Source organism: Streptomyces sp. NPDC002467 (assembly GCF_042889825.1).
Lineage (GTDB): Bacteria > Actinomycetota > Actinomycetes > Streptomycetales > Streptomycetaceae > Streptomyces.
The window spans coordinates 156289-173671 of sequence record NZ_JBIARJ010000010.1 but is presented as its reverse complement, the minus strand read 5'-3'; the positions used below and the strand labels follow the sequence as shown (position 1 = coordinate 173671).

Sequence of the window (17383 nt, the reverse complement as noted above, 5' to 3'; positions counted from 1 at the left end):
GCCTCCCTCCCATAGGTATTGGAGGTATCCCTCCAATAAATTGGAGAGTACTCTCTGATTCATGGCCAGACCACCCCGCTTCGACAGCGACCAGATCCTCGACGCCGCCGTCCGCCTCGCAGCCGCCGCCGGACCGGGCGGCGTGACCATGTCGGCCGTCGCCCAGGCGATCGGCGCGCCCAGTGGATCCGTGTACCACCGCTTCTCCGGACGCCCCGCCCTCCTCGCCGCGGTGTGGCTGCGGACCGTCGAGCGGTTCCAGGAGGGGTACTTCGATGCCCTCGACGGGGATCCCGACCCGCGCCGGGCCGCCCGTGCGGCCGCCCGGCACGTGGTCTCGTGGAGCCGCGCGCACCCGCAGGAGGCCTCGCTCCTCCTGCACGGGCCCGAGGAGTTCGGCTGCTCCGAGTGGTCCGAGGAGCACCGGGAGCGGGCGGACGCCGGCAATGCCCGGGCCTTCGCCGCCCTCCGCGGACTCGGCACGGCCCTCGGCGCCGCCGGGGCCGTGGACCGGGAGAGGGTCGCCCTGGCCGTGATCGAACTGCCGCTCTCCCTGGTCCGCCGGCACCTGCGGGCGGGCGACGAGATGCCGCCGTACGCCGAGGAGCTCGCGGAGGAATGCGCCGCCGGGCTCGTCGAGATGGGTCGGAAGCCCTAGACCTGGTAGCGGTCCGGGGCGAAGAGGTGGAGGTTCTCCGCGATCCAGTCCGAGGTGCGGCGCAGGCCCTCGGGGAGGGAGACCCGCGGCTTCCAGCCCGCCCACTGCAGGGCGCGGGAGTTGTCCGACAGGAGCCGGTGGACCTCGCTGCCCGAGGGGCGCAGCCGGCCCGGGTCCACCACCACCTCCGCCTCCCGGCCCGAAGCCGTGATCAGCGCCCGGGCCAGGTCGCCGATGGAGACCTCCTCACCCGTGCCGAGGTTGACCACCTCGCCCAGCGCCCGGTCGCACTCCGCCACCGCGAGGAAGCCCTCGGCCGTGTCCGTCACGTACGTGAAGTCCCGGGTGGGGGTGGTCGAGCCGAGACGGATCTCCCGGGAGCCCGCGTGCAGCTGCGCCAGGATCGTGGGGATCACCGCGCGGGCCGACTGGCGCGGGCCGTACGTGTTGAAGGGGCGGACCACCGTCACCGGGAGGTCGAAGGCGTGGCGGAACGAGAGCGCCATCATGTCCGCGCCGATCTTCGACGCGGAGTACGGGGACTGCGGCTGGAGCGGGTGGCTCTCGGAGATGGGCGCGGTCAGGGCCGTGCCGTAGACCTCGCTGGTGGAGGTGTGCACCAGGCGGCGCACGCCGTGGCGGCGGCAGGCCTCCGCCATGTTCTCCGTGCCCGTCACGTTCGTCTGCACGTACGCGCCCGGCGAGGCGTAGCTGTACGGGATGCCGATCAGGGCCGCCAGGTGGAAGACGGTGTCGCAGCCCGCCGCCGCGTCACTGACCCGGCCCGCGTCGCGCACGTCGCCCGCCCACATCTCCACCGGGCCGCCGGGGTCGGCCAGGTAGTGGGCCAGGTGGCCCTTCTCGGCGTACGGCTTGTAGTGCACGAAGGCCCGCACCCGTGCGCCGCGCGCCACCAGCAGGTCGACGAGGGTGGAACCGATGAAGCCCTCGGCTCCGGTGACGAGGACGGTGCGGTCGGCCCAGCTGTCGTTCGTCGGGATGTTCGTCGGGGTGTTCACACGCGCTCCAGGGTCGGGAGGGGGAGGGGGACGCCGGCCACGCGGAGGACCTCCGCGGCCAGCAGTTCGGCGGCCCGCGCGTGCGGGCCTGGGTCCGCGGCGCCGGCCATCGCCGACAGCCGGGCCGGGTCGGACAGCAGCGGGCCGACGAGCCCGGCGAGGCGCTCGGCGGTGGTCTCCGCGTCGGGCAGCAACAGCCCGGCGCCCGCGTCGGACAGCACCCGGGCGTTGTGGGTCTGGTGGTCACCCGGGGCGTGCGGGTAGGGGACGAGGACGGAAGGGACGCCCGTCGCCGCCAGCTCCGCCACCGTCGCCGAACCCGCCCGGCACACCACCAGGTCGGCGGCCGCGTACACCAGGTCCATCCGGTCCAGGTACGGCACGGCCCGCGCGATCCGTTGCCCGCCCGAAGCGGCGAGGTCGGCCACCGTGTCCGGCAGGGCCGCCGGGCCCGTCTTGACCAGCAGCTGCACGTCGTCCCGCCGCTGCCAGAGCCCGGCCAGCGCGGCCGCGGCCCTGGTCAGCCGGACCGCGCCGAGACTGCCGCCGTTGAAGACGACCAGGCGCCGCCCGTCGGGGACCCGCAGCGCCCGCCGCGCCTCGACGCGCAGGGCCGCCCGCCGCGGCGGGGAGAGTTCCGCGAGCCCCGACAGGGCCGCCGAGATCGGCATCCCCGTGGTCACCGCCCGCGCCCCGCCCGTCAGGTGCTCGCGGCTGCGGTCGAACGCCACCGCCACGTGCGGGGTGAGGCGGGCCGCGAACCGGTTGGCCCGGCCGGGCACCGCGTTCGACTCGTGGATCACCGCCGGCAGCCCCGCCAGCCGGGCGCCCAGCACGGCCGGCGCGCTCGGATAGCCGCCCATGCCGACGACGACCTGGGCGCCCTGCGCCCGGATCACGGACCGGGCCTGGTGCGCCGAGTGCAGCAGGGCGGCCGGCAGCAGGTACCGCTTCGCGCCCAGCGCCGGATCGAAGGGGATCATGTCGACGGTGTGCAGGCGGTGGCCGGCGCCCGGGATCAGCTCGGTCTCCAGCCCCCGCTCGGTCCCGATGAACGAGACCACGGCGCCCGGGACGGCCGCGCGCAGCGCCTCGGCGAGGGCGAGCCCCGGATAGATGTGGCCGCCGGTGCCGCCCGCACCGATCACGACGGAGAGTGTGGTTCGAGTGCTCATGGCCGCACACTCCCGGTGTGCCCTAAGAAGGTTCTAAGAGGTTCACATCGGCGGGTTTGGCAGGCTTTGCCTCATGAGCGCGCAGCGGATTCTGGTGGTCGACGACGAACCCGAGGTACGGGCCGCCGTGGAGGACGGCCTCGCCGTCGAGGGGTACGAGGTGCGGGGAGCGGCGGACGGGCTCGCCGCGCTGTCCGAGGTGGCGGGCTGGGAGCCGGACGCCGTCGTCCTGGACGTGATGATGCCGGTGCTCGACGGGCTCGGGGTGTGCCGGCAGCTGCGCGCGATGGGGGACCGTACGCCCGTACTGGTCCTGACCGCGCTCGATTCCGTCAGCGAACGGGTCGACGGGCTGGAGGCCGGAGCCGACGACTACCTCGTCAAACCGTTCGCGCTGGACGAGCTGGTCGCCCGGGTACGGGCACTGCTGCGGCGGGCCGCGCCGGAGCCGGCGGGCGGCGCCCCGCTCGCCTTCGGCGATCTCGAACTGGATCCGGAGAGCCGCACCGGGCGGCGGGGCGGGCGGCCGCTGGAGTTCAGCCGCACCGAGGCCGCGCTGCTGGAGCTGCTGCTGCGGCACCCCGGGCAGGTGCTGCCGCGCGAGCTGATCCTGGAGCTGGTGTGGGGGCGGGACTTCGGGCCGGACTCCAACTCCCTCGCGGTGTACGTCGGCTACCTGCGCCGGAAGCTGGAGGCCGCGGGCGAGCCGAGGCTGGTCCACACCGTGCACGGGGTCGGCTACCGGCTGGACGAGGCGTGAGCGGGGGCCGGCGGCGGCTCGGGGGCGTCTGGCGCAGGCGGCGGCCGCTGCGGACCAGGCTGGCGCTGGCCGTCACCGCGGCGGTGGCGTTCGTGGCCGTGGGGGTGTGCGCGGCCGCGTACCTCGTCGTACGGTCCGCGCTGTACGAGCAGCTCGACCTCAGCCTCACCCAGTCCGCGAGGCTCGCCGCCCAGCGCAACCCGGGAGAGCCGGCGGGCACCCTCGCGGGGGAGTGCCGGTTCCTGGCGGCGCCCGCCTGCGCGGAGGTGGTGCCGGCCGACCCGGCAGACGACCCCGGCAGGCCGGGGCAGCTTCCCGTGGCCCCGGCCGCGCGGGAGGTCGCGGCCGGGGAACGGGCCCCGTACTACACGAACATCGCCGTGGCCGGTCACCCCGCGCGGATGCTCACCACCGACTACGCCAAGGGGCGTGCGCTCCAGGTGGCGCTGCGGGCGGACACCGTCGAGGCCGGCATCGAGGAGGCCTCACGGTGGCTCCTGCTGACGGCGGTGGCCGGGGTGCTGCTGGCCGCCGTCCTGGGGTACTGGGTGTCCCGGACCGGGCTCGCGCCGGTGACCCGGCTGACGGCGACGGCCGAGCGGATCGCGGCGACGAGGGATCCCCGGCACCGGATCGAACTCCCCCCGCCCCTGCCCGGGGCCCTCGGGAGGGAGGACGAGATCACGCGGCTCGCCGGGAGCTTCAACACCATGCTCGGAGAGCTGGAGCAGTCCGTCACCGCGCAGCGCCGGCTGGTCGCGGACGCCTCGCACGAACTGCGGACCCCGCTGACGGCCCTGCGGACCAACGCGGAGCTGCTGGCGAGGGCCGAGCGGCTGACCGACGCCCAGCGGGAGCGGGCGTCGGCCGCGCTGGGGCGGCAGTTGCGGGAGGTGACGGGCCTGGTGAACGACCTGATCGAACTGGCCCGGGACGAGGAGCCGACGCCGCTGGTCGAACAGGTGCGGCTGGACGCGGTGGTGGAGCGGTGCGTGGAGGGGGCGCGGGCGCACTGGCCGGGCGTGCCGTTCGTGGTGCGGACGGAGGGGGTGGTGGTCGCCGGGGTGCCGGCGCGGCTCAGTCGGCTGCTGACCAATCTGCTCGACAACGCGGCGAAGTTCAGTCCGGGGGGCACGCCGGTGGAGGTCGACATGGCCCACGACTCCGGGGTCCCGGAGGTGACCGTACGGGACCACGGGCCGGGGATCGCGGCGGAGGACCTGCCGTACGTCTTCGACCGGTTCTACCGGGCGGGGGCGGCGCGGGCCCTGCCGGGGTCGGGGCTGGGGCTGGCGATGGCGCGGCAGATCGCGCGGGCGCACGGGGCGGAGCTGGTTGCCGAGGCGGCGCCGGGGGGTGGGGCGCTGTTCCGCGTCCGGTTCGCCGCCGCCCCTGCCTGACGGCCCCGCCTGGGCTCCGCGGGGCTCCGCCCCGGACCCCGCTCCTCAAACGCCGGAGGGGCTGGATTTCGCTGGTGCCGCCCGCCAGGCGCTGCCTTTCCGGGGAGCGCATTTCAGCCTCGCCGGCGTTCGAGGCGCGGGCCTTTCAGCCCGTCCGGCGTTTGAGGACCGGGGTCCGGGGCGGAGCCCCGGGGAACGGTGGAAGGGCGGGTAGGGGACCGGCTCCGCGCAGCGGCACCCCCGCCCCCGCCGGGCCGCACGGGGGGCCGTCGGGGTCGGGCGCGCGCCGGGGCACCTCCTCGGGCGTCGAACGGGGAGCGGCAGCGGACATGCTGAACGTGGTTGCGTTCGACGCCCTGCGGGGGCGCCCCGCCGCACACCCGACCCCGACGGCGCGGGGGTGCGGGCGGGGGGCCGGCCCCGCTGGGCACCGGCGTTGGACGCCCTGAGGGGGCGCCCCGCCGCGCACCCGACCCCGACGGCGCGGGGGTACGGGCAGGGGCCGGCCGCGCTGCGCACCGGCGTTCGATGCTCTGCGCGGGCGCCTCGACGGGGCAGCGGTCAGGTGCCCGGGGTGGGGTCGGGGGCGAGGCGGGGGAAGGCGTCGGGGTGGTGGGTGGAGAGCCAGGTGATCAGGTGTTCGCGGATCGCGCAGCGCAGCGTCCAGACGTCGGCGGAGTCCTTCGCGGTGGCCGTCGCCCGGATCTGGATGGTGTGGGGTGTGATGTCCGTCACCACGAGGCCCCACGCGCGGCCGTCCCACTCCGGGATGCCGGGCAGCAGCTGCTCCAAGTGGTCCCGCAGCAGCGGGACCGGCGCGCCGTGGTCCAGGTGGAGGTAGACCGTCCCGGTCATCTCCGCGCCGCCGCGCGACCAGTTCTCGTACGGCTTGCTCGTGAAGTACGACACCGGCATCGTGATGCGGCGTTCGTCCCAGGTGCGGACGGTGAGGAAGGTCAGGGTGATCTCCTCGACCGTGCCCCACTCCTTGTCGACGACCACCGTGTCGCCGATGCGGACGGTGTCGCCGAAGGCGATCTGGAGGCCGGCGAAGAGGTTGCCCAGCGCGGCCTGGGCCGCGATGCCCGCGACGATGCCGAGAACGCCCGCCGAGGCGAGCAGCGAGGCGCCGATCGCCCGCATCTGGGGGAAGGTCAGCAGCATGCTCGCGACGGCGACCACGATCACCACCGCGCTGACCACCCGGTGGATCAGCGTGACCTGGGTGCGGACCCGGCGCACCCGCGCCTCGTCCGCGGCCGTCGCGGCGTAGCGCGCGTACACCGAGTCGACGGCGGCCGTCGCGACGCGGACCGCCAGCCAGGCCACCGAGGCGATCAGCACCAGGTTGAGCACGCTGCCGACGGCGAAGGCGTGGTCGGGGAGGAGCCCGGCCTGCCGGTACGCGCCTCTGAGCAGCGAGGCGCAGAGCACCACCTGGAAGGGCAGCCGGCAGTGGCGCAGCAGACCCCAGAGCGGGGTCTCGGGGTGCCGGGCGGCCATCCGGCGGAGCACCAGGTCGGCGGCCCAGCCCGCGATCAGGGTGATCACCAGCGAGCCGCCGAGGACCGCCACGGGACGCAGAACGCTCTCGATCTCCATGGGGAGAACGTATCGGGAGGGCGCCCGTGCGAACTGGCACGATGGGGGCATGAACATCATGCTTTTCCACTCGACGTACGGGCTGCGGCCCGCGGTGCACGCGGCGGCCGACCGGCTGCGCGCGGCCGGGCACCAGGTCCAGGTGCCGGACCTCTTCGAGGGGCGCACCTTCGAGACCGTCGAGGAGGGCGTGGCCCACCGGGACGAGATCGGCCGTGACGAGCTGCTCAAGCGCGCGGTGCTGGCCTCCGCGCCCCACTCCGACCAGGGTCTGGTGTACGCGGGCTTCTCCTTCGGCGGTTCCGTCGCCCAGCACCTGGCGATGGCCGACGAGAAGGCGCGCGGCCTGCTGCTCCTGCACGGGACGGCGGACCTGGAGGAGGACGCCGCGGTGGACGAGCTGCCCGTGCAGCTGCACATCGCGGACCCGGACCCCTTCGAGCCGCACGACTGGCTGACGGCCTGGTACCTGCGGATGCAGCGGGCCGGGGCCGATGTGGAGGTCCACAGCTACCCGGGCGCCGGGCACCTGTTCACCGACCCGGGGCTGGACGACTACGACGCCGAGGCGGCCGAGCAGACCTGGAAGGTCGCCCTGGCGTTCCTGGATTCCCTGTAGAGGGGGCCCCTCCCGCGGAAAGGGTGCGGGGCACGGACCGGCTCTCGCCGGTCCGTGCCCCGCACCCTTGCTTTACGCGGCCGGGGTTCAGCCCGCCCGGTAGGCGGTCCAGCTGCTCTTCATGCGGGCCACCTGCCCCGCGGTGAACTGGTACATGCAGGAGTCGTACGTGTAGTCCATGAAGTTGTGGATCGGGTCCACGCCGGACTTGCTGGTGCAGCTGTCACGGCCGGTCGGGCACTCGTAGGCCGCGGTCTTCTCGGCCGGGGTGTCGGAGACGTAGTCGCCGTTGCCGTTACAGCCGCCCTGGAAGGTGTGGTACAGCCCCATCCAGTGGCCGACCTCGTGGGTCGCGGTGTCGCCCTCGTTGTAGTTGGCCGCGGAGCCGCCCGGCAGCGAGGTGTCGAGCACGACCACGCCGTCCATGTTGGGGGCGGAGTTGTAGGAGGTCGGGAAGGTCGCCCAGCCGAGCAGGCCGCCGCCGAGGTTGGCGGTGTAGAAGTTCAGCGCGCCGGCGCCGCCCTTGCGCAGGGACGTCTTCATGTCCTTCTCGGCCTGCGAGCCGTCGGTCAGGTTGTACCAGGTGGCGTTGTCCGTGTAGTCGGTGCCCGCCAGCGTGAACTGGAAGTTGGTGTTCACGTTCCCGGTGCCCTGGCCGCCGTAGGCGGCGTTCAGGACCGAGATCTGGTTGTTGATCTGGGTGGACGTCAGCTTCCCGGTGGTGCCGGAGTGCACCACGTGGACGTACACCGGGATGTTCACGACGGCCTCGGCGGCGGCCAGGCCGCGCTGCGGCTGGTTCTTCAGCGCCTTGTCGAGCTTCGCCTTCATGTCGGCGTCCATGGCCTTGGCCTGGGCGTCGGTGAGCTCGTTGGGCTCGGCGGCGTGCTGCTCCTTGGGGCGGGCGGCACGGGCGTTGGCGGCGACGCCGGATTCCTGGGCGCACGCCTCGGCGGGGGACTTGGCGGCGGCCACGGTGGTGGGGGCGGCGAGCGGGGTGAACGCCAGGGTTCCGGCCAGGACCGCCGTGCCCATCAGGCGGCGGCGAAGAAGGGGGGATATGCGGGCAACAGCGCGCACGTGTGCTCCTCGCGTGGGGGGGATTGGCGTGAAGGATCTTCTCCACGTTGGCGGGAAGCTTATGTGTTCATGACATGCAGGGGTCAAGACCCTTACGTAAAAGATTTGTTGCCAGTGATGACAGAGGGGCGCCCGGTCTACACCAGGCGCCCCTCTTCGGCGCAAAATTGACGGTCAGTCAGTTAATTTGTCCGGAAATCCTGTGGCGGCCGGTGGGTCAGCGGACCGGCTGCCACACCCGCTCCACCTTCTGGGTCCCGTTCAGCGTCCGGTACGAGCGCTCCCACGCGGACGTGGCGTCCTGGCGCCGCTTGTCCGAAACCGCGTAGTAGTCCATCTGGGAGCGCTCGGCCGTCACGTCGAGGACGCCGTAGCCGTGGGAGTCCATGTCCAGCCACTTCACGTGCCAGTTGGCGGCCTTGATGGCCGCCTCGGCGACCAGCGAGGCGGTGTCCGCCGGCACGTGCAGGATGTCGTCGATGTTGTCGGAGGTCACCGAGGTGACGACGAACTCCGTGGCGGCCGTGCCCGAACCCGGGTACGTGGCCATGTCCATCGGCACCTCGTTCGCCCACGCCATGTGGATGTCGCCGGTCAGGAACACCGTGTTCTTGATGTTCCGGTCCTTCAGGTGGCCGAGCAGTTCCTTGCGGTCGTCCGTGTAGCCGTCCCACTGGTCCACGTTGATCGCTATGCCGCCCGCGGGGAGGCCCAGCAGCTTCGTCAGCGGCCCCAGCAGGTGCGCGGGCAGCGAGCCGAAGGCCACCGGCGAGATCATCACCGAGGTGCCGACCAGCTTCCAGGTCGCGTTCGAGTTCGCGAGCCCCGCCTTCAGCCAGTCCAGCTGGGCCCGCCCGGTGATGGTGCGCTCCGGGTCGTCCACCGAACCGCTGCCGACCTTGACCTGCTGCGAGCGGAACGAGCGCAGGTCGAGCAGGTGCAGGTCGGCGAGGGTGCCGAAGCGCAGCCGCCGGTAGACGGTGCCGGCGATGGAGGCGCGTACGGGCATCCACTCGAAGTAGGCCTGCTTGGCGGCGGCCGCGCGCGCCGCCCACTCGCCCTCGGTACCGGGCGTGTGGTTCTCGGCACCGCCCGACCAGGCGTCGTTCGCGAACTCGTGGTCGTCCCAGATGGCGACGATCGGGTGGGCGTGGTGCAGGGCCTGGAGGTCGGCGTCCGTCTTGTAGTTGCCGTGCCGGGTGCGGTAGTCGGCGAGCGAGAGGATCTCGTGCTTGGGCTCGTGCTGCCGCACGACGTACTTCGCCTCCGGGTAACCCCCGGTCTGGTACTCGTAGATGTAGTCGCCCAGGTGCAGGATCGCGTCCAGGTCGGTACGGGCGGCCAGGTGGCGGTAGGCGGAGAAGTAGCCCGACTCCCAGTTGGCGCAGGAGACCACGCCGAAGCGGACCCCGGCCGTGGTGACGTCGTGCCCCGGCGTGGTCCGGGTGCGGCCCACGGGGGAGACCGTGCCGCCCGCGGTGAACCGGTACCAGTACGCGGTCTGCGGCTGGAGCCCGCGCACGTCCACCTTGACGGTGTGGTCGGTGGCGGCGCTCGTGGAGGCCGTGCCACTGGCGACGACCCGGGAGAAGGCCTTGTCCGCGGCCACCTCCCAGCTCACCGAGGTGGCGGGGCCGAGCCCGGAGCCGGGCACGGCCTCGGGGGTCGGGGTGACGCGGGTCCACAGCAGGACCCCGTCGGGCAGCGGGTCACCGGAGGCGACGCCGTGCAGGAACGCGGGCGCGCTCGCGGCGGCGTGGGCGGCGGGGGCGCCCAGTGCGGCGGCCATCGGGGCGAGGGCGGCCGTGGCGGCCGCGGCGAGGACGACCGTACGGCGGCGGGGGTTCGCGGCGCCGACGGGGTGCTCGGAGGAGGAATCGAGAAGACTGGTCACGGATGATCACATTACTGACGGGTAGGCCGTCCGTACCATCCCCCGAAAGGCAACGGACGGGCGAACTCTGGGAGTTCACCCGCCCGTGTCGCCGGAAGTCATCCGGGAATCATCCGTGAAAACAGCCTGAATCGGCCTGAATCAGCCGGCGATGGCCTTGTCGATCGCCGTCGTGAACTGCTCCGGCGTCTGCGGGGTCTCGATCTTCTTCCCGTCCATCTTCAGCGTCGGCGTGCCCTGGACACCGCTCTTGTCGAAGACCTTGGACATCTCGATCGCCCAGCGGTCGTAGGTGCCGCCCTCGACCGCCTTCTTGAACTCGGCGTTGCCCTTGAGCGCCGGAACCTGGTCCGCGACCTTCAGCAGGTAGTCGTCCTTGGCGAACTTGTCGTCCTTCTCCTCAGGGTGGTTCTCCGCGGAGTACAGGGCCGACTTGTACTCCAGGAACGCCTCGGGGCTGACGTTCAGGGCCGCGCCCAGCGCGCTCAGCGCGTTCTTCGCGCCGGTGCCGCCGAAGCCCTTGTCCAGGAAGGTGGCGCCGATGAACTGGATCTTGTACTTGCCCGCGTCGACGTCCTTCTTGATCTGCGAGCCGGAGGTCTGCTCGAACTGCGCGCAGACGGGGCAGCGCGCGTCCTCGTAGAGCTCCAGGGTCTTCTTGGCGTCGGCCTTGCCGATGACGACGGTCGTGCCGTTGTCCCCGGTGGTGTTCTTCGGCGCGACCAGGGCCGCGTCGGCGGCCTTCTCCCACTCCGAGGGCTGGTTCGCCTGGACGACCGCGTAGCCGATGCCGCCGGCCAGCGCGAGCGCGGCGACGACGGCGCCCGCCACGATCACCTGGCGGCGCGCCTTGTCCTTCTTGGCCTGCTTCTCGCGCTCCACGCGCAGCTTCTCGCGGGCCGCCGCCTTGTTCGCCTGGCTGTTGCGTGCACTCATCGTGATCTCCGTGGGGTGTGACATGGGAAGGGGTGGACTGCCGTACGTGTGTCAGGCGCGCGCGAACGCGCCGGGTACGGGAGGCCCCCGCCGTCCCACGGAGTGCGCGGGGAACCGCGTACGGGCCCCCGCGCCGGGGAGGGCCGGACGCGCCGGCCGCGGCTTCGGCCGGGCGGCCCCCGCCACCCCGGCCGCGGCCAGCAGCAGCGGGCGGAACGCGAAGGCGGCCACCGCCCGCAGCAGTCGGCCCAGCGCCCGCTCGCCGCGGTGCAGCCAGGCGGCGGCCAGCAGCCCGACCGAGACGTGCGCGCCGAGCAGCAGCCAGGGGGCCCACGGCCCGGGCGACGCGAGGAGCGCGGCCGGATCGGCGGCGGGCCCGGTCACCCCGGTCAGCGCCCCGCCCACCGGGGTGCCGCCGCACAGCGCGTCCAGGCCCAGTGCGCGCAAGGGGCCCGCGACCGGGCCGCCCGCGGGGCCGTAGCAGACGTGCTGTCCGGAGGTGAAGACGGTGTCGGCGGCCAGCTCCAGCGGCACGAGCAGCCCGGCGATGGAGCCGAAGCCCCGCTCGCGTCCGGCGAGCGCGTAGGCGAGCCCGAACACGGCGGCGAAGGCCCCGACGACGGGCGCGGGCGGCAGCGGGACCCGGGACATGAGGACGTGCGAGCCGGCCGAGAGCAGCACGACGAGCGCGCTGAACAGCGCGGCCCGCAGCCCCCGGAGTCTCACCCCTGATATGTCCATCGCCGCGAGTCTGTCACGTGAGTCTGTGAGAGCGGGCCGGAGGTCGGACCTACGGCGTGATGCGGCCGTTGCGGAAGAGGTCCACGAAGATCTGGTGGTCCGACCGCGCCCGGGCCCCGTAGGCGTGGGCGAAGTCCACGAGCAGCTCCGCGAAGCCCTCCTCGTTGGCGGCGATCGCCGCGTCGATGGCCCGCTCGGTGGAGAAGGGCACCAGCGACTGGCCGCTTTCCGCCTCGTCGGCGGAGGCGTGCATGGTGGCCGTGGCCCGGCCGAGGTCCGCGACGACCGCCGCGATCTCCTCCGGGTCGTCCAGGTCGGACCAGTCCAGGTCCACCGCGTACGGGGAGACCTCCGCGACCAGCTGCCCGGCGCCGTCCAGCTCCGTCCAGCCCAGCCACGGGTCGGCGTGCGCCTGGAGGGCGCGCTGCGAGATCACCGTGCGGTGGCCCTCGTGCCGGAAGTAGTCGCGCACCGCCCGGTCCGTGACGTGCCGGGAGACGGCCGGGGTCTGCGCCTGCTTGAGGTAGATCACGACGTCGTTCTCCAGGGCGTCGCTGTGCCCCTCCAGCAGGATGTTGTAGGAGGGCAGGCCAGCCGAGCCGATGCCCACGCCCCGGCGACCCACCACGTCCTTGACCCGGTAGGAGTCCGGGCGTACGAGGGACTCCTCCGGCAGGGTCTCCAGGTACCCGTCGAAGGCGGCCAGCACCTTGTAGCGGGTGGCCGCGTCCAGCTCGATGGCCCCGCCGCCCTCGGAGAAGCGGCGCTCGTGGTCGCGGATCTCGGTCATCGAGTCCAGCAGGGAGAAGCGGGTGCGGGAGCGGGCGTCGCGCAGGGCGTCCAGCAGGGGGCCCTCGGCGGTGTCGAGCGTGAAGGAGGGGACCTCCTCGTTCTTCGCGCCGGTGGCCAGCCGGTGGATGCGCTCGCGGTAGGCGGCCGCGTAGGTCCGCACCAGGGAGCTGATCTGCTCGTCGCTGAGCGCCTTGGTGTAGCCGATCAGGGCGACGGAGGCGGCGAATCGCTTGAGGTCCCAGGTGAAGGGGCCCACGTAGGCCTCGTCGAAGTCGTTGACGTTGAAGATCAACCGACCGTTGGAGTCCATGTAGGTGCCGAAGTTCTCGGCGTGCAGGTCACCGTGGATCCACACCCGGCCCGTGCGGTCGTCCAGGTAGGGCCCGCCGTGCCGCTCCCGCTCCAGGTCGGCGTAGAAGAGGCAGGCCGTACCCCGGTAGAAGGCGAAGGCCGAGGCCGCCATCTTGCGGAATTTGACCTGGAAGGCGGCGGGGTCGGCGGCGAGCAGCTCACCGAATGCGGTGTCGAACACATCGAGTATCTGCTCGGCGCGCTGCTCGTCGGTCGTCTCGGGAACCGCCATGGCGGATGCCTCCTGGTGCACGGGTGGTACGGGTTCTGACCGACTGGACGTCGGACACGTGTTCCTGGTTCTGCAACGCCCGACCGTATCTCTCCGTGCCCCGGAAGTGTCACTCGTGGGACGTAGGATTCATAGCTGCCGCCCCTCTCGCCCCCGGAGGCCCCCACCGTGTCAAAGACGCCGTTCACGCACCTGCACGTCCACACCCAGTACTCGCTGCTGGACGGTGCCGCACGGCTGAAGGACATGTTCGCGGCCTGCAACGAGATGGGCATGACGCACATCGCCATGTCCGACCACGGCAACCTGCACGGGGCGTACGACTTCTTCCACACCGCGCAGAAGTCCGGCATCACGCCGATCATCGGCATCGAGGCGTACGTGGCGCCCGAGTCCCGGCGCAACAAGCGGCGCATCCAGTGGGGCCAGCCGCACCAGAAGCGGGACGACGTCTCCGGTTCCGGCGGTTACACGCACAAGACGATCTGGGCGGCGAACGCCACCGGCCTGCACAACCTCTTCCGACTGTCCTCCGACGCGTACGCCGAGGGCTGGCTCACCAAGTGGCCGCGCATGGACAAGGAGACCATCTCCAAGTGGTCGGAGGGCCTGATCGCCTCCACCGGCTGCCCCTCCGGCGAGCTGCAGACCCGACTGCGCCTCGGCCAGTTCGACGAGGCCCTGAAGTCGGCCTCCGAGTACCAGGACATCTTCGGCAAGGACCGCTACTTCCTGGAGCTGATGAACCACGGGATCGAGATCGAGCGCCGGGTCCGCGACGGCCTGCTGGAGATCGGCAAGAAGCTCGGCATCCCGCCGCTGGTGACGAACGACTCGCACTACACCTATGCGAGCGAGGCCGGCGCCCACGACGCCCTGCTCTGCATCCAGACCGGCAAGAACCTCTCGGACCCGGACCGCTTCCGCTTCGACGGCTCCGGCTACTACCTGAAGTCCACGGACGAGATGTACGCCATCGACTCCTCGGACGCCTGGCAGGAGGGCTGCGCCAACACGAAGCTGGTCGCGGACCAGATCGACACCGAGGGCATGTTCAAGTTCCGGAACCTGATGCCGAAGTTCGACATCCCGGACGGCCACACCGAGGTCAGCTGGTTCCGCGAGGAGACCATGCGCGGCATGCACCGCCGCTACCCCGGGGGCATCCCGGACGACCGGATGAAGCAGGCCGAGTACGAGATGGACACCATCATCTCGATGGGCTTCCCGGGCTACTTCCTCGTGGTCGCCGACTTCATCATGTGGGCCAAGAACCAGGGCATCGCGGTGGGCCCCGGCCGAGGCTCCGCGGCCGGCTCGATCGTCGCGTACGCCATGGGCATCACCGACCTCGACCCGCTCACGCACGGCCTGATCTTCGAGCGCTTCCTCAACCCCGAGCGTGTCTCCATGCCCGACGTCGACATCGACTTCGACGAGCGTCGGCGCGTCGAGGTGATCAGGTACGTCACCGAGAAGTACGGCCAGGACAAGGTCGCCATGATCGGCACCTACGGCACCATCAAGGCCAAGAACGCGATCAAGGACTCCGCGCGCGTCCTGGGCTACCCGTACGCCATGGGCGACCGGCTCACCAAGGCCATGCCCGCCGACGTCCTCGGCAAGGGCATCCCGCTCTCCGGCATCCTCGACCCGCAGCACCCCCGCTACGGCGAGGCCGGCGAGATCCGCGGGATGTACGAGAACGAGCCCGACGTGAAGAAGGTCATCGACACCGCCCGCGGCGTCGAGGGCCTGGTCCGCCAGATGGGCGTGCACGCCGCCGGCGTCATCATGTCCAGCGAGACGATCACCGACCACGTACCGGTCTGGGTGCGCCACACCGACCAGGTCACCATCACCCAGTGGGACTACCCGAGCTGCGAGTCGCTCGGCCTGCTGAAGATGGACTTCCTCGGTCTGCGCAACCTCACGATCATGGACGACGCCGTCAAGATGGTGAAGGCCAACAAGGGGATCGACATCGACCTCCTGGCCCTCCCGCTCGACGACCCCAAGACCTTCGAGCTGCTCGGCCGCGGTGACACCCTCGGCGTCTTCCAGTTCGACGGCGGGCCCATGCGCTCCCTGCTGCGCCTGATGAAGCCCGACAACTTCGAAGACATCTCCGCCGTGTCCGCGCTCTACCGCCCGGGCCCGATGGGCATGAACTCGCACACGAACTACGCCCTGCGCAAGAACAAGCAGCAGGACATCACCCCGATCCACCCGGACCTGGAGAAGCCGCTCGAAGAGGTCCTCGCGGTCACCTACGGCCTGATCGTCTACCAGGAGCAGGTGCAGAAGGCCGCCCAGATCATCGCCGGCTACTCGCTCGGCGAGGCCGACATCCTGCGCCGAGTGATGGGCAAGAAGAAGCCCGAGGAGCTCGCGAAGAACTTCACGATCTTCCAGGAGGGCGCCCGGAAGAACGGCTACACCGACCAGGCCATCCAGGCCCTCTGGGACGTCCTGGTCCCCTTCGCCGGCTACGCCTTCAACAAGGCCCACTCGGCCGCGTACGGACTCGTCTCCTACTGGACCGCCTACCTCAAGGCGAACTTCCCCGCCGAGTACATGGCGGGCCTGCTCACCTCGGTCAAGGACGACAAGGACAAGTCCGCGATCTACCTGAACGAGTGCCGCCGCATGGGCATCAAGGTGCTCCCGCCGAACGTGAACGAGTCCGAGCCGAACTTCGCCGCCCAGGGCGACGACGTGATCCTCTTCGGCCTCACCGCCGTCCGCAACGTCGGCCAGAACGTCGTCGAGTCGATCATCAAGACCAGGAAGGCCAAGGGGAAGTACTCCTCCTTCCCCGACTTCCTGGACAAGGTCGAGGCCGTCGTCTGCAACAAGCGGACCGTCGAGTCGCTGATCAAGGCCGGCGCCTACGACGAGATGGGCCACACCCGCAAGGGCTTGGTCGCCCACCACGAATCCATGATCGACAACGTGGTCGCGGTCAAGCGCAAGGAGGCCGAGGGCCAGTTCGACCTGTTCGGCGGAATGGGTGACGAGGACGGCAGCGACGAGCCCGGCTTCGGGCTCGACGTGGAGTTCTCCGACGTCGAGTGGGAGAAGTCCTACCTGCTCGCCCAGGAGCGCGAGATGCTCGGCCTCTACGTCTCCGACCACCCGCTCTTCGGCCTGGAGCACGTGCTCTCCGACAAGACCGACGCCGGCATCTCCCAGCTCACCGGCGGCGAGCACTCCGACGGCGCCGTCGTCACCATCGGCGGCATCATCTCCGGCCTGCAGCGCAAGATGACCAAGCAGGGCAACGCCTGGGCCATCGCCACCGTCGAGGACCTGGCCGGCTCCATCGAGTGCATGTTCTTCCCCGCGACCTACCAGCTCGTCTCCACCCAGCTGGTCGAGGACACCGTCGTCTTCGTCAAGGGCCGCCTCGACAAGCGCGAGGACGTCCCGCGCCTCGTCGCCATGGAGATGATGGTCCCCGACCTCTCCTCCGCCGGCACCAACGCACCCGTGGTCCTCACCATCCCGACCGTCAAGGTCACCCCGCCGATGGTGACCCGTCTGGGCGAGATCCTGCGCCACCACAAGGGCAACACCGAGGTGCGGATCAAGCTCCAGGGGCCGCGCACCACCACCGTGCTGCGCCTCGACCGGCACCGGGTCCAGCCCGACCCCGCCCTCTTCGGCGACCTCAAGGTGCTGCTCGGACCGTCGTGCCTGGCCGGATGAGGCCGTAGCCGTACACGCGCGAGGGCCTGCCCGGTCGACCGGGCAGGCCCTTTTTCGTCACTGAGCGCGCCGAGCGCGCCGTGTGCGCGTCGGCCGCGGGTCAGTTGTGGCCGAACTTCTTCTGCTTGCTCTTGTGGGCCATGTCCATCGGACTCGGCGACGGATTCACCGACTCGCCGGATTCCATGGAGCTCTTCGACGGGTCCTGCGAAGAGCGGGCCTGCTGCTTCGCCGGCTGCTTCTGGTTCTTGTTCTTGGCCATGGGGGGAGCCTCCGTGAGGTCTAGGGGCCAGGACCGCCTTCACACTCACACAGCGCCAGAAACCGCGCATTTTGGATCATTACTGCGCGTAGCCGGTAGAACCAAAACTTCCGCCACGCCGATGATCGAGTTCCGGCCGTCAACACCCTTG

At 71.4% G+C, this 17383-nt stretch carries 14 protein-coding genes; 5 read left to right on the top strand and 9 right to left on the bottom strand.

The genetic code is table 11. The annotated features are described in order from the left end of the window. The first annotated feature begins 61 nt into the window (after nucleotides 1–61). Nucleotides 62–658, top strand: coding sequence for a TetR/AcrR family transcriptional regulator (locus tag ACFYYJ_RS22010; RefSeq protein ID WP_389134692.1), 597 nt, complete (start codon nucleotides 62–64; stop codon nucleotides 656–658). On the opposite strand, the gene ACFYYJ_RS22005 is transcribed toward ACFYYJ_RS22010, so the two are convergent. After that, on the bottom strand, nucleotides 655–1677 hold the full coding sequence (locus ACFYYJ_RS22005; RefSeq protein ID WP_389134689.1) for an SDR family NAD(P)-dependent oxidoreductase: 1023 nt from the start codon (nucleotides 1675–1677) through the stop codon (nucleotides 655–657). The two genes, ACFYYJ_RS22010 and ACFYYJ_RS22005, sit on opposite strands and share 4 nt — an antisense overlap. Beyond that, nucleotides 1674–2852 carry a glycosyltransferase gene (locus ACFYYJ_RS22000; protein ID WP_389134686.1) on the bottom strand — a complete coding sequence of 393 codons (1179 nt, stop codon included), beginning with the start codon at nucleotides 2850–2852 and terminating at the stop codon, nucleotides 1674–1676. The genes ACFYYJ_RS22005 and ACFYYJ_RS22000 overlap by 4 nt, the downstream gene beginning before the upstream one ends. A gap of 73 nt (nucleotides 2853–2925) precedes the next feature. Between ACFYYJ_RS22000 and ACFYYJ_RS21995 the strand changes: the two genes are divergently transcribed. Next, nucleotides 2926–3612, top strand: a complete 687-nt coding sequence (locus ACFYYJ_RS21995; RefSeq protein WP_389134683.1) for a response regulator transcription factor — start codon at nucleotides 2926–2928, stop codon at nucleotides 3610–3612. Then, nucleotides 3609–5012, top strand: coding sequence for a sensor histidine kinase (locus tag ACFYYJ_RS21990; RefSeq protein WP_389134680.1), 1404 nt, complete (start codon nucleotides 3609–3611; stop codon nucleotides 5010–5012). The genes ACFYYJ_RS21995 and ACFYYJ_RS21990 overlap by 4 nt, the downstream gene beginning before the upstream one ends. A gap of 561 nt (nucleotides 5013–5573) precedes the next feature. Here ACFYYJ_RS21990 and ACFYYJ_RS21985 read toward each other — a convergent pair. Next, nucleotides 5574–6608, bottom strand: a complete 1035-nt coding sequence (locus tag ACFYYJ_RS21985) for a mechanosensitive ion channel family protein (RefSeq protein WP_385130539.1) — start codon at nucleotides 6606–6608, stop codon at nucleotides 5574–5576. Nucleotides 6609–6663: 55 nt separating this feature from the next. Here ACFYYJ_RS21985 and ACFYYJ_RS21980 point away from each other — a divergent pair, with 55 nt between their 5' ends. Continuing rightward, complete coding sequence (locus ACFYYJ_RS21980; protein WP_389134677.1) at nucleotides 6664–7233, top strand: dienelactone hydrolase family protein; 570 nt, start codon at nucleotides 6664–6666, stop codon at nucleotides 7231–7233. A gap of 87 nt (nucleotides 7234–7320) precedes the next feature. Here ACFYYJ_RS21980 and ACFYYJ_RS21975 read toward each other — a convergent pair whose 3' ends face one another. From ACFYYJ_RS21975 to ACFYYJ_RS21955, 5 genes are all read right to left on the bottom strand, one after another. Further along, nucleotides 7321–8268: a M43 family zinc metalloprotease gene (locus tag ACFYYJ_RS21975; protein ID WP_385130541.1), complete on the bottom strand. Its 948-nt coding sequence runs from the start codon at nucleotides 8266–8268 to the stop codon at nucleotides 7321–7323. 262 nt (nucleotides 8269–8530) lie between these two features. Then, complete coding sequence (locus ACFYYJ_RS21970) at nucleotides 8531–10207, bottom strand: alkaline phosphatase D family protein (protein WP_385130475.1); 1677 nt, start codon at nucleotides 10205–10207, stop codon at nucleotides 8531–8533. Between the two features lie 141 nt (nucleotides 10208–10348). Then, entirely contained in the window at nucleotides 10349–11143 is a 795-nt protein-coding gene (locus ACFYYJ_RS21965) for a DsbA family protein (protein WP_385130478.1), read from the bottom strand. Between the two features lie 51 nt (nucleotides 11144–11194). After that, nucleotides 11195–11884, bottom strand: a complete 690-nt coding sequence (locus tag ACFYYJ_RS21960) for a hypothetical protein (RefSeq protein WP_389134672.1) — start codon at nucleotides 11882–11884, stop codon at nucleotides 11195–11197. A gap of 49 nt (nucleotides 11885–11933) precedes the next feature. Next, on the bottom strand, nucleotides 11934–13259 hold the full coding sequence (locus ACFYYJ_RS21955) for a DUF2252 domain-containing protein (RefSeq protein ID WP_389134669.1): 1326 nt from the start codon (nucleotides 13257–13259) through the stop codon (nucleotides 11934–11936). 168 nt (nucleotides 13260–13427) lie between these two features. On the opposite strand from ACFYYJ_RS21955, the gene dnaE reads away from it, so the two are divergent. After that, on the top strand, nucleotides 13428–16970 hold the full coding sequence (dnaE, locus tag ACFYYJ_RS21950; RefSeq protein WP_389134666.1) for a DNA polymerase III subunit alpha: 3543 nt from the start codon (nucleotides 13428–13430) through the stop codon (nucleotides 16968–16970). Nucleotides 16971–17070: 100 nt separating this feature from the next. Here the strand turns inward: dnaE and ACFYYJ_RS21945 are convergent, their stop codons facing one another. Then, on the bottom strand, nucleotides 17071–17232 hold the full coding sequence (locus ACFYYJ_RS21945) for a hypothetical protein (RefSeq protein ID WP_384593490.1): 162 nt from the start codon (nucleotides 17230–17232) through the stop codon (nucleotides 17071–17073). Nucleotides 17233–17383 lie beyond the last annotated feature (151 nt).

Coding starts and splice junctions, on each gene's coding strand:
- ACFYYJ_RS22010 (WP_389134692.1), top strand. CDS start 62: ATGGCCAGACCACCCCGCTTCGACAGCGACCAGATCCTCGACGCCGCC.
- ACFYYJ_RS22000 (WP_389134686.1), bottom strand. CDS start 2,852: ATGAGCACTCGAACCACACTCTCCGTCGTGATCGGTGCGGGCGGCACC.
- ACFYYJ_RS21995 (WP_389134683.1), top strand. CDS start 2,926: ATGAGCGCGCAGCGGATTCTGGTGGTCGACGACGAACCCGAGGTACGG.
- ACFYYJ_RS21980 (WP_389134677.1), top strand. CDS start 6,664: ATGAACATCATGCTTTTCCACTCGACGTACGGGCTGCGGCCCGCGGTG.
- ACFYYJ_RS21975 (WP_385130541.1), bottom strand. CDS start 8,268: ATGGGCACGGCGGTCCTGGCCGGAACCCTGGCGTTCACCCCGCTCGCC.
- ACFYYJ_RS21965 (WP_385130478.1), bottom strand. CDS start 11,143: ATGAGTGCACGCAACAGCCAGGCGAACAAGGCGGCGGCCCGCGAGAAG.
- ACFYYJ_RS21960 (WP_389134672.1), bottom strand. CDS start 11,884: ATGGACATATCAGGGGTGAGACTCCGGGGGCTGCGGGCCGCGCTGTTC.
- ACFYYJ_RS21955 (WP_389134669.1), bottom strand. CDS start 13,259: ATGGCGGTTCCCGAGACGACCGACGAGCAGCGCGCCGAGCAGATACTC.
- ACFYYJ_RS21945 (WP_384593490.1), bottom strand. CDS start 17,232: ATGGCCAAGAACAAGAACCAGAAGCAGCCGGCGAAGCAGCAGGCCCGC.